This window comes from Rhodoferax sp. TH121, assembly GCF_002251855.1.
Classification (GTDB): domain Bacteria; phylum Pseudomonadota; class Gammaproteobacteria; order Burkholderiales; family Burkholderiaceae_C; genus Allorhodoferax.
Window position 1 is genome coordinate 121398 of record NZ_NOXW01000020.1, and the last position, 17695, is coordinate 139092.

The 17695-nt window shown below is 64.6% G+C and carries 16 protein-coding genes; 6 read left to right on the forward strand and 10 right to left on the reverse strand.

Translation table 11 applies throughout. The features are described from left to right. Positions 1–3: 3 nt before the first annotated feature. The 8 genes from CHU94_RS06640 to CHU94_RS06675 all read right to left on the reverse strand — a co-directional run bounded on the left by CHU94_RS06640 (position 4) and on the right by CHU94_RS06675 (position 7726). Positions 4–1329 (reverse strand): Glu/Leu/Phe/Val dehydrogenase, encoded by a 1326-nt coding sequence (locus tag CHU94_RS06640; RefSeq protein WP_094478047.1) that lies wholly within the window; start codon positions 1327–1329, stop codon positions 4–6. A gap of 104 nt (positions 1330–1433) precedes the next feature. Then, entirely contained in the window at positions 1434–1838 is a 405-nt protein-coding gene (locus CHU94_RS06645) for a hypothetical protein (protein ID WP_094478049.1), read from the reverse strand. 21 nt (positions 1839–1859) lie between these two features. Beyond that, the gene (locus CHU94_RS06650) at positions 1860–2057 is read right to left on the reverse strand and encodes a hypothetical protein (protein WP_141211402.1); all 198 of its coding nucleotides are present in this window, start codon (positions 2055–2057) and stop codon (positions 1860–1862) included. 85 nt (positions 2058–2142) lie between these two features. Then, entirely contained in the window at positions 2143–3921 is a 1779-nt protein-coding gene (locus CHU94_RS06655) for an ABC transporter transmembrane domain-containing protein (protein ID WP_094478053.1), read from the reverse strand. Positions 3922–4069: 148 nt separating this feature from the next. Beyond that, complete coding sequence (locus CHU94_RS06660) at positions 4070–5125, reverse strand: lipocalin-like domain-containing protein (RefSeq protein WP_255033897.1); 1056 nt, start codon at positions 5123–5125, stop codon at positions 4070–4072. Positions 5126–5175: 50 nt separating this feature from the next. Beyond that, positions 5176–6093: a M48 family metalloprotease gene (locus tag CHU94_RS06665; protein ID WP_094478057.1), complete on the reverse strand. Its 918-nt coding sequence runs from the start codon at positions 6091–6093 to the stop codon at positions 5176–5178. Continuing rightward, complete coding sequence (locus CHU94_RS06670; protein WP_141211403.1) at positions 6090–6665, reverse strand: SH3 domain-containing protein; 576 nt, start codon at positions 6663–6665, stop codon at positions 6090–6092. The genes CHU94_RS06665 and CHU94_RS06670 overlap by 4 nt, the downstream gene beginning before the upstream one ends. 59 nt (positions 6666–6724) lie before the next feature. Further along, entirely contained in the window at positions 6725–7726 is a 1002-nt protein-coding gene (locus tag CHU94_RS06675) for a LysR substrate-binding domain-containing protein (RefSeq protein WP_094478061.1), read from the reverse strand. Positions 7727–7841: 115 nt separating this feature from the next. Between CHU94_RS06675 and CHU94_RS06680 the strand changes: the two genes are divergently transcribed. Continuing rightward, a complete protein-coding gene (locus CHU94_RS06680; RefSeq protein ID WP_141211404.1) occupies positions 7842–8408 on the forward strand; it encodes a DUF2917 domain-containing protein in 567 nt (188 codons plus the stop codon). 97 nt (positions 8409–8505) lie between these two features. Here CHU94_RS06680 and CHU94_RS06685 read toward each other — a convergent pair whose 3' ends face one another. Then, on the reverse strand, positions 8506–9528 hold the full coding sequence (locus tag CHU94_RS06685) for a LacI family DNA-binding transcriptional regulator (RefSeq protein ID WP_094478063.1): 1023 nt from the start codon (positions 9526–9528) through the stop codon (positions 8506–8508). A 172-nt stretch (positions 9529–9700) separates the two neighbouring features. Between CHU94_RS06685 and CHU94_RS06690 the strand changes: the two genes are divergently transcribed. The 4 genes from CHU94_RS06690 (at position 9701) to CHU94_RS06705 (ending at position 13186) form a co-directional block, all read left to right on the forward strand. Continuing rightward, entirely contained in the window at positions 9701–10204 is a 504-nt protein-coding gene (locus tag CHU94_RS06690) for a gluconokinase (protein ID WP_255033869.1), read from the forward strand. Between the two features lie 62 nt (positions 10205–10266). After that, complete coding sequence (locus CHU94_RS06695) at positions 10267–10716, forward strand: TRAP transporter small permease (protein ID WP_255033898.1); 450 nt, start codon at positions 10267–10269, stop codon at positions 10714–10716. A gap of 81 nt (positions 10717–10797) precedes the next feature. Beyond that, the gene (locus CHU94_RS06700; protein WP_094478067.1) at positions 10798–12090 is read left to right on the forward strand and encodes a TRAP transporter large permease; all 1293 of its coding nucleotides are present in this window, start codon (positions 10798–10800) and stop codon (positions 12088–12090) included. A 64-nt stretch (positions 12091–12154) separates the two neighbouring features. Continuing rightward, entirely contained in the window at positions 12155–13186 is a 1032-nt protein-coding gene (locus CHU94_RS06705; protein ID WP_094478069.1) for a TRAP transporter substrate-binding protein, read from the forward strand. A 19-nt stretch (positions 13187–13205) separates the two neighbouring features. Here CHU94_RS06705 and CHU94_RS06710 read toward each other — a convergent pair whose 3' ends face one another. Then, a complete protein-coding gene (locus CHU94_RS06710) occupies positions 13206–15791 on the reverse strand; it encodes an FtsX-like permease family protein (RefSeq protein ID WP_094478071.1) in 2586 nt (861 codons plus the stop codon). 90 nt (positions 15792–15881) lie between these two features. Between CHU94_RS06710 and CHU94_RS06715 the strand changes: the two genes are divergently transcribed. Then, positions 15882–17690 (forward strand): DUF1800 family protein, encoded by a 1809-nt coding sequence (locus CHU94_RS06715; RefSeq protein ID WP_094478073.1) that lies wholly within the window; start codon positions 15882–15884, stop codon positions 17688–17690. The last annotated feature ends 5 nt before the right edge of the window (positions 17691–17695 follow it).

Here is a 17695-nt window from a genome sequence, read left to right on the forward strand (position 1 = left end):
GCGTCAGGGGTACAGGCCGCGCAACTCGCGCGCGTGCAGTATGCGCTTGCAGGCGACGATGAAGGTGGCGGTGCGCAGGCTGACCTTGTGGTCTTGTGCCACGTTCCAGACGCCGGCAAAGGCCTCCTTCATGATGCGCACCAGGCGGGCATTGATCTCGTCCTCGCTCCAGAAGAAGCTGGAGAAATCCTGCACCCATTCAAAGTAGCTCACTGTCACACCGCCGGCATTGGCAATCACATCGGGCAATACCAGCACATTGCGCTCTTGCAGGATGTCGTCTGCCTCGGGGGTGGTCGGGCCGTTCGCGCCTTCGATGACCAGCTTGGCCTTGATGCGCCCGGCGTTCGCCTTGGTGATTTGCTGCTCCAGCGCAGCAGGAATCAGGATGTCGCAGTCCACATCCCAGAAGGCATCATTCGCAAGGGTTTCGGCGGGTGTGAACCCAGCCACCGTTCCGTGCGCGGCCACGTGGGCCAGCAGTGCCGGCACATCCAGGCCGGACTCTTTGTAGATGGTGCCGCCGTGGTCCTGCACCGCCACCACACGGGCGCCAGCTTGTGCAAACAGCTTGCCGGCGATACCGCCCACGTTGCCAAAACCTTGCACAGCCACACGCGCTTTGGAAACATCCAGGCCGATGTGCTGCGCGGCTTCCACGCCCACGGTGTAGACGCCGCGGCCTGTAGCCTCGCGCCGGCCCAAGGAGCCACCCAGGTCGATCGGCTTACCAGTCACCACACCGGTGGCGGTGGCGCCTTCGTTCATGGAGTAGGTGTCCATCATCCAGGCCATCACCTGTTCATTGGTGTTCACGTCAGGTGCCGGGATGTCCTTGGTGGGCCCGATGATGATGCCGATCTCGCTGGTGTAGCGGCGCGTCAAGCGTTCCAGCTCACCGCGTGACAGTGTCTTGGGATCGACGCGGATGCCGCCCTTGGCCCCGCCGTAAGGCACGTTCACTGCCGCGTTCTTGATAGACATCCATGCTGACAGGGCCATCACTTCCGACAGCGTCACATCCTGGTGAAAACGCACTCCGCCCTTGCCGGGGCCGCGCGAGGTATTGTGCTGCACGCGGTAGCCCTCAAAGTGGGCTACGGTGCCGTTGTCGAGCTGAATAGGCACATCCACGATCAGTGCGCGTTTGGGGCGCTTGAGGGTTTCGGCCCAGCGGGCCAGGTGGCCCAGGTAGGGTGTGACGCGGTCGACTTGTTGCAGGTAAATGCCCCAGGGGCCCAAGTGATCGGCCTGCAGGTAAGAGGGCAGCGCATGGGTGGTGGCTGCGGGATGTGCGGGAGACGCCGGGTTAGCGTGGTGTTGCGACATGAATGCTCCTTGTGGTTGTCGTCATGGCCCGCAATGTAGGCGGGCCACAGCGACCTGTCCAAGGCCACTTCATTTGCAAACTATGCAAAAAATTAATAACGATGTCAGGCCCGAACGTCCAGAATGCGCCCGGTGGATTGTCCCTGGCTGTTCAGCACCGGGGGCGTGTCGCCGTCCTGCTTGAGTGGGTTGCCGCTGGCCGCAAACTTGGGGCTGGCCGTGGTGTACATGCGTTCCAGAAAATTCTGTGTGGCCGGCGGCACTTCGCTGCTGGGGCGGCGAAATGCGCTCGTGTAGGTACTGTCCTTGGCTTGGCCGGCAGCACTGAGTGAGCGCGCGGTCTGATTTTTGTCCTGTGCCTCACGCTCGGCATCGTCAGCCTGCGCACGCAAATCGCTGGCCCGCGCCTCTGCAGAGTCAGCTTCGCGTCGCGCCTGCTCAATACGCGCCTTGCTCAGCGTCGCTTGCAAGGACGGCGATGCCGAGTTGGTAGCGGTGATGGCGACCATGGCCGCAGGCTCCGTGGCGGCTCAGGCGGTGACGTTGAGCAGCTGGCCGGTGGTTTGCCCTTGGGTGTTGACCACGGGTTTGGGCTTGGGTTCTTCGGTCTTTTGGCGTTCAGCTGCTTTGGCCTGGAGTTCGCGTTGCTGCGTTTCCCGCACTTCCTGGGTGCGCTGGGCCGCTTGGGTCTGCTGTACCTGCTGGGGCTTGGCTTTGCTGACGTCCATACCGTTCTCCTGCGAGTTGAATGCCTCGATTTTAGGCACTTTGCCCCCGCTTTTCAATGCTATGTCCAGCGCAGGTCGTGCTCACTCAAGCGTTGAATTGCAGTGCCGCCAGCCCGGCATATACACCGCCGCGCGCCACCAGTTCGGCGTGCGTGCCCTGTTCCACCAGCTGGCCGTGGTCCAGCACCACGATCAGGTCGGCCTTTTGCACCGTGGCGAGGCGGTGGGCAATCACCAGCGTGGTGCGGTCGCGCATGGCACTCTCCAGCGCGGCCTGCACCATGCGTTCGCTCTCGGCGTCCAGCGCGCTGGTGGCTTCGTCCAGCAGGAGCAGGGGCGGGTTCTTGAGCATGGCGCGGGCAATGGCGATGCGTTGGCGCTGCCCGCCGGAGAGCCGCACGCCGCGCTCGCCAAGGAAGGTGTCGTAGCCCAGGGGCAGGGCGCTGATGAACTCGTGGGCGAAGGCGGCCTGGGCGGCGGTTTTTACCTCGGCATCGGTGGCGTCTGGCTTGCCATAGCGGATGTTTTCCAGCGCCGTGCTGGAGAAGATCACCGCGTCTTGCGGCACGATGCCCACGCGCTGGCGCAGTGCGTCCAGCGCCATGTCGCGCGTGCCCATGCCGTCCAGCAAGATGCGGCCACCCTGCGGGTCGTAGTAGCGCAGCAGCAGCTGGAATACCGTGCTCTTGCCCGCTCCGCTGGGGCCGACGATGGCTACGGTCTGGCCGGGTTGCACGTTCAGGCTGAAGTTTTGCAGCGCGGGTTGCAAAGGGCGTGACGGGTAATGGAAGTCAATAGCTTCAAATTTGATAGCACTCCCCGCAGAGGGCATGGGGGCTAGCTGCGGTTTTGAGGGTGAAGTAATGGGCGACTGTGTGTTCAGCAGCTCCATCAGCCGCTCGGTGGCGCCTGCTGCGCGCAGCAGGTCGCCATAGACCTCGCCCAGCACCGCAAAAGCGCTGGCCAGGATGATCACGTACACCACAGTCTGCCCCAGATGGCCGGCGGTGATACGGCCTTCGGCCACCGCCTGGGTGCCCTGGTACAGGCCCCACAGCAGCGCTGCACTGGTGGCAATGATGATGAAGGCCACCAGCACCGAGCGCATCAGGCTGCGCTTGGTGGCGGTCGCAAAGGCGTTGTCGGTGGAGGTGACAAAGCGCACCGTCTCGCGCCCTTCGGCGGTGTAGCTTTGCACCACGGGAATTGCGTTGAGCACCTCGGCCGCAATCGCGCTGGAGTCGGCCACCCGGTCCTGGCTGGCGCGTGAGAGTTTGCGCACCCGCCGGCCGAACCACAGGCTGGGCATCACGATGAGCACCAGCACCGCCAGCACCTGCAGCATCACCACCGGGTTGGTCCACACCAGCACGGCCAGCGCGCCCACGCCCATCACCGCGTTGCGCAGTCCCATGCTCAGCGACGAGCCCACCACGGTTTGCACCAGCGTGGTATCGGCCGACAGGCGCGAGAGCACCTCGCCGGTTTGCGTGGTCTCAAAAAACTCCGGGCTCTGTTTGAGCACATGGCCGTAGACCGCGTTGCGCAGGTCGGCGGTCACGCGCTCGCCCAGCCAGCTGACCATGTAAAACCGCGCTGCCGAAAAAAGGCCCAGCGCCACCGCCACTGCAAACAGCGCAGCAAAGTGATCGCGCAGCGCCATCATCTGCGCCCCCTTGTCGGTCTGCACCAGCCCGCCGTCAATCAGGCTGCGCAGCGCGATCGGGAAGGCCAGCGTGGCGCCCGCTGCCAGCACCAGAAACACCAGCGCCATGCCAATGCGCCCCCGGTAGGGCCGCAGAAACGGCAGCAGGCCGGAGAGGGATTGGGGGTTGCTGGCTTTGGGGCGGTCGGATGAAGTCATGGCAGCCTAGGTGGGGACGAGGGCGGTAGAGGCAAGGCAGGTCGAGAAATATAGTCAAATATGCCTTTGGCCTCCGTCATTATTGCGTGAGCAGCTATTGAATTTGTAGCGTTTGTTTTTCGGTTTGTTGCGGTATGTTGCTGTGCCTTTAGAGCTTCAGGGCTGCTGCATACCCCGTCATCTCCAGGTAGCCGCGCCCCACTAGCGTGCCTTTGCTGTCCCATACTTCGCTCAGGCCTTCCCAGTAGATGGCGCCGGTAGAGCTGCGACTGTCGAGCTCCTGGTTGTCGATAACGGCCTTCACGGTATAGAAATCGCCCGCGGTGCGCACCACCCATTCCACGGGGTAGCTGGCACGGCTCATGGGGCTGCGCCAGCTGCGCACAGGGCGGAACAGCACCTCGCCGCGCGAGAAGGCATACCGTGCGCCGGCCGCGCTGCGGAAGGAGCCACCGTCCCATAAAACGCCGCCTTGCCGGTCGCGCAGCTGAAAGGCGGTCAGTGCGCTGCCGTCGAACAGGTTGATGCCAATCCAGTCCCAGCCCACGGCCTGCGGATGCAGCACTTCTTGGCTCCATTCGTGGTCCAGCCAAGCGGTGCTGCCGGCCTCCAGCGCCCGTGTCTGACCCTGCAGGGTGATGCTGCCACTGACCTGCAGCTGTGGCACGCTGTAGTAGTAGCTGGCCTGCTTTTCCTCCGGCCCCTTGCGTGACAGGCCGTCTTTGCCCTGCAGCAGCACGGGCTGCATGGCTTTGAAGCGCAGGTTCAGGTTGAAGTTGCTCGCAGGAATCTGGGCGTGCAGGTCCGCGCCTTGGCGCAACAGCGACCAATCGCGCAGCAGCACGCCGGTGTCTTGTGCGCTGGCGGAGGCGGTGTCAGCCGGGTTGCTACCCGCAGGTTCGCCGGACCAACGGGCGATGCGCTGGTCGTGCCAGAGTTTCCTGCCTGCCACATCGGTGACGGCCGCATGCGCAAACAGCAGCTGTTTGGCGGCCAGGCGTGATCGCATCTCTTGGGTCGCCGCCACGCGGCTGCGAAAAAATGTGACCTGGAAACCCAAAGCGGCCGTTTGGCCCGCGACGTTGGCGTAGCCCGTGAGGTACCACCACTCGGTGGCGAAGTCGTTGTGGCTACCCGCATCGCGCGGGAAGGTGAGCTGCTTGGCAGGCAGCGCCCAGGCACCGGGCAGCAAGCCTGCCAACAGGGGCGCTGCCAAGGCTTTACGCCGCGCAATCAAGGACGCTGTCACCGTATTCAGCGGCTCCCTGTGCGGGCCAGGCGTTGGGCCACGGTGGGCGAGGGCTTGCCCGACAGTGCGTCCAGGCGCTGGCCCATGGCGGCCTCTAACTGGTCCAGCCGCGTCTGGGTGGCAGGGTGGGTGCTCAGCGCCAGGGTGAAGACCGGGTTGTCGGGTTTGGCCGTGCGCAGCTGCTGCAGCACGGCTACCAGGCCATAGGGGTCAAAACCCGCGCGCGCGGCCAAGGCCACGCCACTGCGGTCGGCATCAAACTCGTCGCCTTGGTCCAGGCCCTTGGAATACACCTCGCGCCCCAGTGCCAGCAGTTGGGCCGAGAGTGCGCCCTGCGCGTTGTTGCCCAGTTGCGATGCAATGGCGCGGGTCAGCAGGCCGGTTTGTGCCGACTTGCGCATTGCAGCCAAGTGGTGTTTGGCCACCACGTGGTGGATCTCGTGCGCCAGGATGCCGGCCAGCTCCGACTCATCGGCCACAGAGTCGATGAGGCCCTTGGTCACAAACACATAACCACCCGGTGCGGCAAAGGCGTTGTAGCCTGCGTCATCCAGCACCGCAAAGGTCCATGGCAGGTTGGGGCGCTCGGATTGCAGGCTGATCCAGCGGCCCAGGCGGTTCACATAGCGCTGCAAGGCTACATCCCGGTGCAGCGGCTTGGCACCCAGCAGCACCGCGGCGAGCTGGCGGCCCATCTCGATTTCCTTGGGTTCGTCGATCTGCTCCATCGATTGCGAGAGCATGTTGGCGAGGTCATGGGTGTTGGCCGCTGCTGCCGGGGCGCTGTTATTGCCCGGTGCATTGGGTTTGAGGATGTTTTGCAGCAAGCCACCCAGCACCTTGCCGGGGTCTTGCGCCACGGCCGACCAGGGCAACGCGGCGCAGCAGGCCGCTAAAGTCAAGGAGAGCAAAGTGCGCTTCATGGGGAATATCCTGGGCCGGAGGCGGTGGCAGGCGTGGGGGGCGCAGGTATTGGCAGCGGGTCCACGAGGCGGGCGCTCAGGCTGGCATCGGCGGCAAATCGTTTGGCCTGCGCCGCATCCTGGCGCAAACCCTCTGCCTGGGCCAGGGCGGCCAGATTGGGTTGGGCGTTGGCTATGTCTTCGGCCCCCAGGCCACGAATGCCCACTGTGGCCGTGGTGCCGCTGGTGTTCGGGTTCGGTGCACTGCCGCGGTTGAACAGGTTGGAGAGCCCGCGCAATGCACCAGTGGCGGCGCTGGCCACGTTGCCCTGTTCGGTGGCCGTGCCTACGTCAAACAGGTGAATCCAACCACTGGCGCCCGCCGCTGTTTTGACCTGCACCCATGGGCCTTGTCGGATGGGTTGGCGGGTCAGGGTAGTTTGGGCTGGCAGCGTGGCCAGGGCCGCGGTGCTGTCGGCGGGGCCTTCGCGCAGAGTGGTCTGGCGCTTGGTGACCAGGGCCTCCTGGGCCCAGGCGCCCGCGCCGCCCATCAGGGCCAGGGCCAGCAAAGTCAGAGAGATGGGTTTACGCATGGAGGCCATTGTCAGGGAAGGGCTGCCACGCGGCAATGCCCAGGCGCGTCACGCTGTGCTCAGTCCGGGTGGGCCTGGGTTTCAGGGTCAGGCTCCTCGCCAATGGCCTTGCGGGTGATGGCAGCCTGCGCCATCAACCAGGCACAAAACGCCTGAATCTCGGGGCGTGTGCGGCTGCGCGGCCCAACCATCAGAAAGTACACCAGCGGCGTGTCGATGCGGCCATTGGGCAGCACCTCCACCAGGTCGCCACTGGCCAGGCTATCGGCCACCAGTGGCATGCGCGCCAGCGCCACGCCCTGGCCGGTCAGCGCCGCCTGCACGATCTGGTGCGCGTAGTTGAAATACATCCAGCGCTTGGGTTCCAGCTTGGGCAGGTCGTTGCCGTCCAGCCAGCGCCGCCAGGTCAGCCATTCCAGGTTCTGGTGGCGGTGACTGTCGCTGGCCTCCAACAGGGCAAAGCGGTTCAGGTCAGCGGCTTTGCGCAGTGGCGGCCCGCTTTTGAGCAGCCAGGGGCTGGCCACGGGGGTGAGCTGCTCGCCAAACAGTCGTACCGCATCAGGACCCGCGTTGCCGGGGCGGGTGTAGCGGATGGCGAGGTCCACATCGCTGGTGTCCAGGTCCACCGGGTTGTCGGTGGCGTCCAAGCGGATGTCGATGTCGGGGTACTCGGCCTGGAAGGCTTCGAGCCGCGGAATCAGCCACATGGACGCAAAGGACGCCCAAGTGGAAATGGCCACACTCTTGCGCCCCGCCGTGCGGCGGATCAGGCGCACGGCACTGTCTACCCGCTCCAGCGAAGGCAGCACGGCACGCAACAATTGCGCGCCCGCGCTGGTCAGTTCCACGGCGCGTGTGTGGCGCAAAAACAGAGGCACGCCCACCTCGTCTTCCAGCGCCTGCACTTGGCGGCTCACCGCGCTTTGGGTCAGCGACAGTTCTTCAGCCGCCGCACGGAAATTGAGGTGGCGCGCCACTGCCTCCAGCGCGCGCAGGTGGCCTACCGCAATGGGGCGGGTGCGCAGACGGATCTCGGTGCTGGAGGGTGCAGCGTTAGACATGGCAGGGCAAAGATTGATGCGGGAATGGAATGAATAGCATAGCCCGATTTCATTGGACGGTGTTGCAGTGCAGCGTGATCATTCATTGCCCAACCACCTTTTGAAGGAGTCCACCATGTCAGCCCACCGCCCATCCTTCCAACGTCCGCTTTCGAAAGGCGTGTCCGACGCCCTGTCCGGCCTCAGCCTTGCCACCCCACTGGACCACGCTGTTGATCTGCCGCCGGATGCCGAGGCAATGGAGCTGGACGCACCCTGGAAGCTGCTCCAGGGCTGCGCCGTGACCTTGCGGCCGCGGACTGCCGGTGTGTTGCGTGTGGTGTCGGGCCGGGCCTGGGCGACGCTGGATGTGTCCTGTCACACCCCGCTGACCGAGAGCGGAGACCATTTCGTCGCCCTGGGTCACGACCTGCAACTGCGCGCCGGGCAGCGTGTGGTGGTGGAGGCGTGGCCCTACAAGGGACAGGACGGAATTCAGCTCCAATGGGTGGCACAGCCACAGACCTGCCTGGCCACGCGCTTCCAGACCAATGTGGTGCAACCGCTGCGCGATGTGGGGCAGGGGCTGGGTCTGGTGGCACGCGCCCTTGGCCGCCTAGTGGCAGGGCTGGCGAGTTATGCCAACGTCCTGACCGCAGGCCGCGGCCGTGTACTGCAAGGGCTGGAATCCAACGCTCCTTGAGCGGAGCGAGGGGTTTCGCTGCCGGGCCGCCCCAAGGCGAAACGCGCCCCCCTGGGGGGCAGCGAGCCGCGCAGCGGCGGAGCGTGGGGGCAATGTCCTAGGCGCTGTCTCTCAGTTGCAGTGTGTAGCCCAGATTGATGCAAGGTGAGGCGACCGTTTCCCCTTGCATCAACGCCACCAGCATCTGCCCCGCGGCTTCGCCTATTTCTGCACGCGGTGTGCGCACCGTCGTCAGCGGCGGCAGCATCTGGTCGCTGCCCGTCAAATCGTTGAAGCCCGCAATCGCCACCTGTTGCGGTACGGCCACCCCCAAGCGCAAGGCGGCCAATAGTGCGCCTTGGGCCAGGTCGTCGTTGCAAAAAAAGATCGCGTCTACCGGCGGCTGTTGGCCCATGATTTGCTCGAACATGCGTGCACCCAGCGACAACGAAGATGCGGCCGGGTTCAGCCATTCCAGTGTGGCATCGTAGTGCCCTGCTGCTTGCAGGGCTTGGCGCCAGCCCTCAAGCCGTTGCAGGGTTCGCGGGTCCAGCTGGGCGGCTGCAAAGGCAATGCGCCGGTGGCCCTTGTCCAGCAAATGGCGCGTCAGATCACGGCCTGCGTCACGCTGGGAAAAGCCTACGCAGTAGGCGCCTTCAGGGGCCTCGGCGGTCATCAGGTGCACACAGGGCACACCACTGTGCGCGATCAGGCTGCGTGTGGCGTCGCTGCGCTCCAGCCCGGTCACGATGAGTCCGGCCGGGCGGTGCAGCAGCTGTTCGCGCAACAAGCTTTCTTCTTCACTCGCGTCGTAATGGGTGATGCCGATCAGGGTCTGGTACCCGGCCTGGCGAAGGGTTTGTTGCAGTGCCTCTAGCAAGTCCACAAACAAGGCGTTGGACAGCATGGGAATCAGTACGGCTACATGGCTGCTCTGGCCCGAAGCCAGGGCACGGGCAGCCGGGTTGGGGACATACCCCAGCGTGTTCGCCGCCGCCTGCACTTTGGCCACCAACTCGGCAGCCACGGCCCGCTCGCCGCGCAAGGCGCGTGACACGGTGATGGGGCTCACACCGGCGAGGTGGGCCACATCGGCCAGCGTAACGCGGCCGGTGGCGCGGGGGCGAAGGGGGGCGGTCATGTCCTAGGGAAACTACTGAAATGGATGGAATGATCTTCGCATAGGATAGCGCTATCCAATGTGGTGATGGTCACGGGCAAACCCGTACTCGGTTTCATTGAGACATTTGCCTGTTTCTGCCCCACATCTTTTTTGAACTATCAAGGATAGCGCTGTCCAATTTATGGAACCCATGCATTCCATCGTCATCATGGGCGTGGCCGGCTGCGGCAAGTCCAGCCTGGGGGAGCAGGTGGCGCAGGCCATGGGGCTGCCGCTGGTGGAGGGCGACGACCACCACAGCCCAGCCAACCGCGACAAGATGGCCCGTGGCATCGCCCTGACCGATGCCGACCGGGCCGACTGGCTGGCTACGCTGGGGGCACAGCTGCAGGCCCGGCCGGGTGGGGCCGTGGTGACATGCTCGGCGCTCAAGCGCGCCTATCGCGACCGCCTGCGCCAAGCTGCACCAGGCCTGCGCTTTGTATTTCTGGAGATCGGCAAGGCCGAAGCCCAGGCCCGTGTGGGTGCGCGCGCATCGCATTTCTTTTCCAGCAGCCTGGTGGACAACCAGTTCGCCACGCTGGAGTCCCCGGTGGGCGAGGCTGGCGTCTTGCGCCTGGACGCAACCCGTCCCCTGGCCCAGCTGCAGACCTCAGTAACCGATTGGCTGGCCACAACGCAGGAGCCTGCATGACTGATCCCGTGAAAGACCCGGCTGCAAGGCCCGGCAAGTTTGTCCATCTGACCCAGGGGCTCATGGCCCTGTGCCTGGGCGTGATGGCGGTATCGGTGTTTGTGAACGTGGTGCTGCGCTACGGCTTTGGCAGTGGCGTGGCTGCCAGCGAAGAGCTGTCGCGCCTTCTGTTTGTCTGGATGGTGTTTATCGGCGCCACGGCGGCATATCCAGCGGGTGAGCACATGGCCTTCACCAGCCTGGTCGCCCTGCTGCAAAAGCGTCCACGGGCGCTGGCGGTGATGACTGCGGTGATCCGTTTGCTGGTGCTGCTGGCCTGTGTGTTGCTGGGGCGCGGTGCCTGGCAGCAAGTGGTGGTGGGGCTGGACAGCTACTCGGTCGTGATGGCGTACCCCACTGCCTTGCTGCCCCTGCCGGCCCTGCTGTGCGCTACTGCAATTGGCGCCATGGCCCTGTGGGAACTCATACAACGTACGCCGCTGGACCTCGGTCACGGCGCAGAAGTCGAATAAGTATGCGCCCCCACGTTCACATTCGTTCACTGCCCCCCGAGGGCGCCGCAGCCCTCCTGGAGGCGGCTCGTCGGAGGTTTCATGTCTAACGAAGGTCTCGCTTTTATTGTGTTTTGCGTCGGCATGCTGGCGCTCATGGGCATCGGCATGAACATGGCCCTGTCGCTGGTGCTGACCGGTGCTGCCATGGCCTGGGTGCTTGATTTTTGGGACACGCAGCTGCTGGCCCAGAACCTGGTGGCGGGGGTTGACAGCTTTCCGCTGCTCGCGGTGCCTTTCTTTATCCTGGCCGGTGAACTGATGAACAGCGGCGGCATCAGCCGGCGCATCATCACCATGGCGCAGGCTTGGGTGGGGCATATCAAAGGCGGTCTGGGCTTTGTGGCGATTGGTGCAGCGGTGCTGATGGCCAGCATGAGCGGCTCGGCTTTGGCCGACACGGCCGCGCTGGCCACCATCCTCATGCCCATGATGCGCCAGCAGGGCTACCCCATGCACACGTCTGCAGGCTTGATTGCCTCGGGCGGCATCATTGCGCCCATCATTCCGCCCAGCATGCCGTTCGTGATTTACGGCGTGACCACCAATACCTCGATCTCGTCGCTGTTTCTCTCTGGCATCGTGCCCGGGCTCATCATGGGTGCGGGTCTTTTGGTGGCCTGGAAACTGGTGCTACGCGACCTGGATTTGCCCGAAGGCCAGCCGCTGCCGCTGCGCGAGCGCCTGCAGGCCACACGCAAGGCGTTCTGGGCGATGCTCATGCCACTGATCATCATCGGCGGCATGAAGACCGGCGTCTTCACGCCGACCGAAGCTGCGGTGGTGGCTGCGTTTTATGCCTTGGTGGTGGCGCTGTTTATCCACCGTGAGATGAAGGCCACGGCCGTGTATGGCGTGCTGGTGCGTGCGGCCAAGACCACGGCCATCGTGATGTTCCTGTGCGCCGGTGCGCAAGTGGCCAGCTACATGATCACTTTGGCGGATCTGCCTGCCACGCTGACCGGCTGGCTCGGCCCACTGGTGGAGAGTCCGCGCCTCTTGATGGTGGTGATGATGCTGGTGTTGATCCTGGTGGGCACCGCGCTGGATCTCACGCCCACCATCCTGATCTTCGCGCCGGTGATGCTGCCCATCGCCGTCAAGGCTGGCATTGACCCGGTCTATTTCGGCCTGATGTTTGTGCTCAACGGCGCCATCGGCCTGATCACGCCGCCGGTGGGTACGGTGCTCAATGTGGTGGCAGGTGTCGGGCGCCTGCCGCTGCACCAGGTCATCAAGGGCGTGAACCCTTTTCTCATCACCTACACGCTGATCCTGTTCCTGTTTGTGCTGTTCCCGCAAATCGTGACTGCGCCCGTGGCGTGGATGCGTTGAGTTCCGTTCCCCCTGTTCCCGCTCTCTTCCCGTCTTTTTTCACAACAACACCAGGAGACATTCCATGAAAACTTCCACCACCCTCATCCGCCGCGCCGTGTTGGCCGTGGCCGGAGCCGCCGTCTTCAGCGCTGCGCTGCCCGCCTTGGCGCAAGACATCAAACCCCGCCTGATCCGTTTTGGCTACGGCCTCAACGAACAAAGCAACCAGGGCCGTGCCGCCAAGGTGTTTGCCGAGGCGGTGGAGAAAGCCTCGGGCGGCAAGATGAAGGTGCGCACCATTGGCGCTTCAGCGCTGGGCCCGGATGTGCAGATGCAGAACTCGCTGATTGGCGGCGCCCAGGAAATGATGGTCGGCTCCACCGCCACACTGGTCGGTATCACCAAAGAAATGGCGCTGTGGGATACGCCCTTTTTGATCAGCAACGCGAAGGAAGCCGATGCGCTCCTGGATGGTCCGATTGGCGACAAGATCCGCAACAAGCTGCCCGAGAAAGGCTTGGTCGGTCTGGCCTATTGGGAAAACGGCTTTCGCAACCTGACCAACAGCAAGCGTGCCATCAGCAAGGTGGAAGATCTGGAAGGTATCAAGCTGCGTGTGATGCAAAACAACGTGTTCCTCAACAGCTTCAAGACCCTGGGTGCCAACGCTGTGCCCATGGCATTCTCGGAGTTGTTCAGCGCGCTGGAAACCAACACTGTGGACGGCCAAGAGAACCCCTTCAACACCATTCTGTCGAGCAAGTTCTACGAAGTGCAGAAGTACATGACGGTGACCAACCACGTCTACAGCCCCTGGATCGTGATGGCCAGCAAGAAGTGGTGGGACCAACTGTCCAAAGACGAACAAAAGATCTTGAGCGACGCCGCCAAGCTGAGCCGTGACTTTGAACGCAAGGATACGCGCGAGGAAGCTTCCCGTGCTGTGGCCGACCTCAAGGCCAAGGGCATGCAGGTCAATGAACTGTCGCCTGCAGAGTCCGCCCGCATGCGCGACAAGCTGACCCGCGTCTACGCCTCCATTGGTGCCGACATCGGCATGGACCTGTGGAACGAAGCGCAAGCCGAGCTGGTCAAGATCCGCACGAAGAAATAAGCGCAGGCGGGGAGGGCGCCTACCAGTCCTCTTTCACTGCCATCACGGCGTCGCGCCCTGCAGCGGCCTGGCCTGACAGCCAGGCCGTTGTTGTTCCGGCCACCACCACCGCGGCGGCCAGTGCTGCCAGCCGGCCCCAGGGCAGGGCCAGCTCCATGGTCCAGTGAAAGCTCTGCGGGTTCACCACATGCACCAGCACCACGGCCACCGCCAGGCCCAGCGCCACGCCGGCCAGAGCGCCCAAGGTGGTCCATGCTGCACCCTCCAACGCGACCACGCGCAGGATTTGTCGACGTGTCAGGCCCAGGTGCACCAGCAAGCCAAATTCTTTGCGCCGCGCCAGCACCTGCGCACTGAAGCTGGCCGCCACGCCAAACAGGCCAATGCCAATCGCCACCGCCTGCAGCCAGTAGGTCACAGCAAAGCTACGGTCAAAAATCCTTAGGCTGGTGGCACGGATTTCGCGGGCCGAGCCAAACTCCAGCAGGTTGCCAGCCGCACCATCGGGTGTGTGGGCCAACTGGTTGGCCAGCGCGCGCAGCTGGTCTTGTACCTGCGCCACATCCGCTTGCGGCCGCAACCAGAAGGCGATGTCGTTGACCCGGGTGTCGGTGCTGTAGCGCGCAAAGTCCGCCGGGTCCATGGCCACGGTACCAAACTGGCGGGCATAGTCGCGCCATACACCCGCTACAAAAAAAGTAGCTGCTTGCGCAGATTCCGCAGAGGCTAGAGGCCTAAATGATGCTGAAAGTGCGGGTAAAGGCTGCCCCACGCGTGCACCGTACAGGTCCAGCATGGCCTCGCTCACGTACACGCCCACTTGCCCGGCGGGCACCGGCACCGGGTTGCCCACCAGCGGCAGGTTGAGTGCGCCCGTCTGGGCATCGCGTAGCGGGCGCACCAGCAGCGCCACAGCGGGTTGGGCCGGGTCCAGCGTGAGCGACAGCGTGCGCTGCGTGCTCAGGCGCTCCACCCCCGGCACGTGTGCCGCGCCCTCTACAAACGCGGGGTCAAAGTACGCCGTGTCGGCCGCGCTGCCACTCGCGGCGGTGCGCACATACAGGGCGGCCGGCAGCACCGCGTCCAGCCAGTCGGTGACCGATGTGCGAAAACTTGCCACCATCACGGTCAGCGCCACTGCTAGGCTCAGCGAGGCCACCACCCCGCTCACTGCCACCGCCGCACTTTCGCGCACGCGGCGCGCGCGTTCCACTGCCAGCAGTGGCAGGGCACGGCGCGCCACGAAGGGCGCCACGCCGTCCAGCACCCAGCCCACGGCGGTGGGTAGGGAGGTGATGCCGCCCAGCAGCAAACACGCCACGCTCAGGTAGGCCGCCAAAGGAATGCCCCACACCGGCGGCAGCAGCGCCAGCAGCCCGCCAGCGACCAGCAGTGCAGCGCCCAGCCGGGCGTGGCTGTGACGTGCATCCGCGGCGCCCAAACCTTTGAGGGTTTGCGCCGGTGGCAGCTGCTGCGCCAGTCGGGCCGGTGCCCAAGCGCCCACCAGGGCCGCAGCCACCCCCAGCAGGCTAAACACCAGCGCGGCTGCACCGCTCCACTGCAGGGCGGGTGCGCTGCCTGCAAAAAATCCGCCTCCCAAATCACCGCCCAGCAGGCGCAGCGCCAGCGCTGCCAAGGCCGTGCCCAGTGCCAGGCCCAGCAGGCTGCCCACGCTGCCCAAGGCCGCTGCTTCCAACATGACGAGCTGCAGTCGCTGCCGTCCAGTCAGGCCCAGCACACCCAAGAGCGCAAACTGCTGCGCCCGCCGTGCCACGCTGAGTGCCAGCACCGAGAACACCAAGAACCCGCCCGTGAACAAGGCCACCAGCGCCAGCACCGTCAGGTTCACGCGGTAGGCGCGCGACAGATTGCTGATGCGTTCGGCCGCATCACCGGGCGCGCGCAGCGTGGCGCCAGCGGGCCAGTCTGCAGCTGTGGTGAGTTCCCGCACAAAGGTGGCGCGGTCGACGCCCGCACGCAGTCGCACATCCACCCGGCTCAGGTCGTTGCGGCCAAACAGGCTTTGCACCGCCGCAATGTCCATCACCGCCAGTGGCGCGCCACCGGCGGCCACACTGCCCGCTACCTGCAGTGTGTGCAGTTGCAGGCCCTGCTGCACTTGCAGCGTGGCGCCCGGCAGTGCCTGACGTGCCAGCAGGTTGAGAAACACGGTGTTGGGTGCAAAGAGGGCCAGGCGGTCGGCGCCTGCCGCGGGCAGGGGCAACAAATCGGGTGCCACGGCAGCCACCTGCAGCGCATCCACACCCACTACACGCAGCAAGGTTTTCTTGTCGCCATGCAGGGCGTAGGTGCTGAGCTCCAGCACCGGTGCCGCCACCGCCACATCAGGGTGGTGCAGCAAACGGCCCCACAGCGCCAGCTCCACGCTGCTGGCGCTGCCGGTTGCGGTGCGCAGTTCCAGGTCGGGCTGGCCTCCCACCGAACGCACGGCCTGCGAGAACTCGTCCAGCGCCGAAGCATTGATGAGGTGCACCGCAAATGCCAGCGCCACCCCCAACATCACTGACACCACTGCCGCCGCGTTGCGCCACGGATGCTGGCGCAGCTCTTGCCAAGAGAAAGTGGTAAGCAAAGGTAGCAACATGGGCCTAGCCTAGCGCAAAGCTCGGCACTGCGTCATAGGGGCTGGTTACTATGCGGACAGGGGCGGCCTTCGGCTGCCAAGGGGACTTGCATGCTGGATGAAGACACCGACACCCTTGCTACTGAAGCCGCCGCGGATCCGATGGCTGAGCGCTGGGTCCAGCGCGCTGCGCTGACCGGCGTGGCGGGGCTGCTGACCGCCTGTGCCACACCGGGTGGCCAGCGGTTGCAGCGCCCCGGCCAGCAGTACAGCCGTGCCCAGACACCCGAGGAAGCCGCGCGATTTCTGTTGCAGGCGCAGTTCTCAGCGTCGGATTCCGAGATTGCCGCGGTGCAAAACAGCAGTTATGCCGACTGGCTGGCGCAACAGTTCGATGCACCGCGGGGCCAAACTGGTTGGGATTGGCTCAACCAACGCGGCTACGGGCAGATTGATAACAGCACGCGCTACTTTGACCACTTTTACCCCGGCGACTACATGGTCTGGAACCAACTCATGACGGCGCCTGACGCGGTGCGCAAGCGTCTGGCGCTGGCCTTGTCCGAGTTCTTTGTGGTTTCCCTCACGGGGCTGGACTTTGCCTGGCGCAGCCACGCCATGGCGCACTATTGGGACACGCTGGCGCAGCATGCGCTGGGCAACTTCCGCACGCTGCTCGAAGAGGTGACGCTCAACCCGGCCATGGGCCACTATCTCAACACCAAGGGCAACCAAAAAGAAAACGCCGCCACGGGCCGCGTGCCCGACGAAAACTATGCCCGCGAGGTGATGCAGCTGTTCACCATCGGCCTGGTGCAGCTGAACCCGGATGGCAGTGAGAAGACGGGCGCCAACGGTCAACGGCTGGAGACCTACACCCAGAGCGATGTGACGCAGTTGGCCCGTGTTTTCACCGGCTATGACTTTGACCAGCGAAACAACGTGGTCACGCCCTTCGACCCCGAAGGCAAACGCAGGGTGGGCAATACGAACTTTGCCCGGCAGCGCATGGTGTTCACGCCCAACCGCCATTCGGAGCTGGCGGCGCACTTTCTGGGCATCACCATCCCGGCCAAAACGTCGGGCGGTGAGGCCCTCAAGTTGGCCTTGGATACGCTGTTTCAGCACCCCAATGTGGGCCCGTTCTTCGGCAAGCAAATGATCCAGCGCCTGGTCACCAGCAACCCCAGCCCGGCCTATGTGGCGCGCGTTGCCGCCGCTTTTGCGGACAACGGCAGCGGGGAGCGTGGTGATTTGCGTGCGGTGTTTGCGGCTATTCTGCTCGACGACGAAGCACGCAGCCCGGCTGGCCTCACCGACCCGCGCTTTGGCCGCTTGCGCGAGCCCATGCTGCGCCTGGTGCAGTGGGGGCGCACCTTTGGCGTCTCGTCGGCCCAGGGCGGCTGGAAGATTGGCGACCTCAGCAATCCGGCCACCCAACTGGGGCAGAGCCCGCTGCGCTCGCCTTCGGTGTTCAATTTCTTCCGCCCCGGTTATGTGCCACCAGCCACCCAGATGGCCGCCGCCGGTGCTTCTGCGCCGGAGTTTCAGATCGTCACCGAGAGCAGCGTGGCAGGCTACATCAATTACCTGCAGGGCGTGGTGCGCAACGGTATCTACGTCAACGACCCGGACCTGCCCAACAACGTGAGCAATTCCAAGAATCCGAAGGCCGGTTTCGACATCAAGGCCAGCTACACCGCCGAGCTCGCACTAGCGTCGGATGCCAAAGCGTTGGTGGCGCGGCTCAACCTTTTGTTGTGTGCAGGGCAGCTGCCTGCGGCCTTGCAGGCGCGCATGGTCGCCGCACTGAACGCCACGCCTCTCACCACTGCAAGCCCGCCTGACAAACGTCTGGACCGTGTGGCCGCTGCCGTGCTGCTGACCATGGCCGCGCCCCAGTACCTGGTCCAGAAATAGGAGTA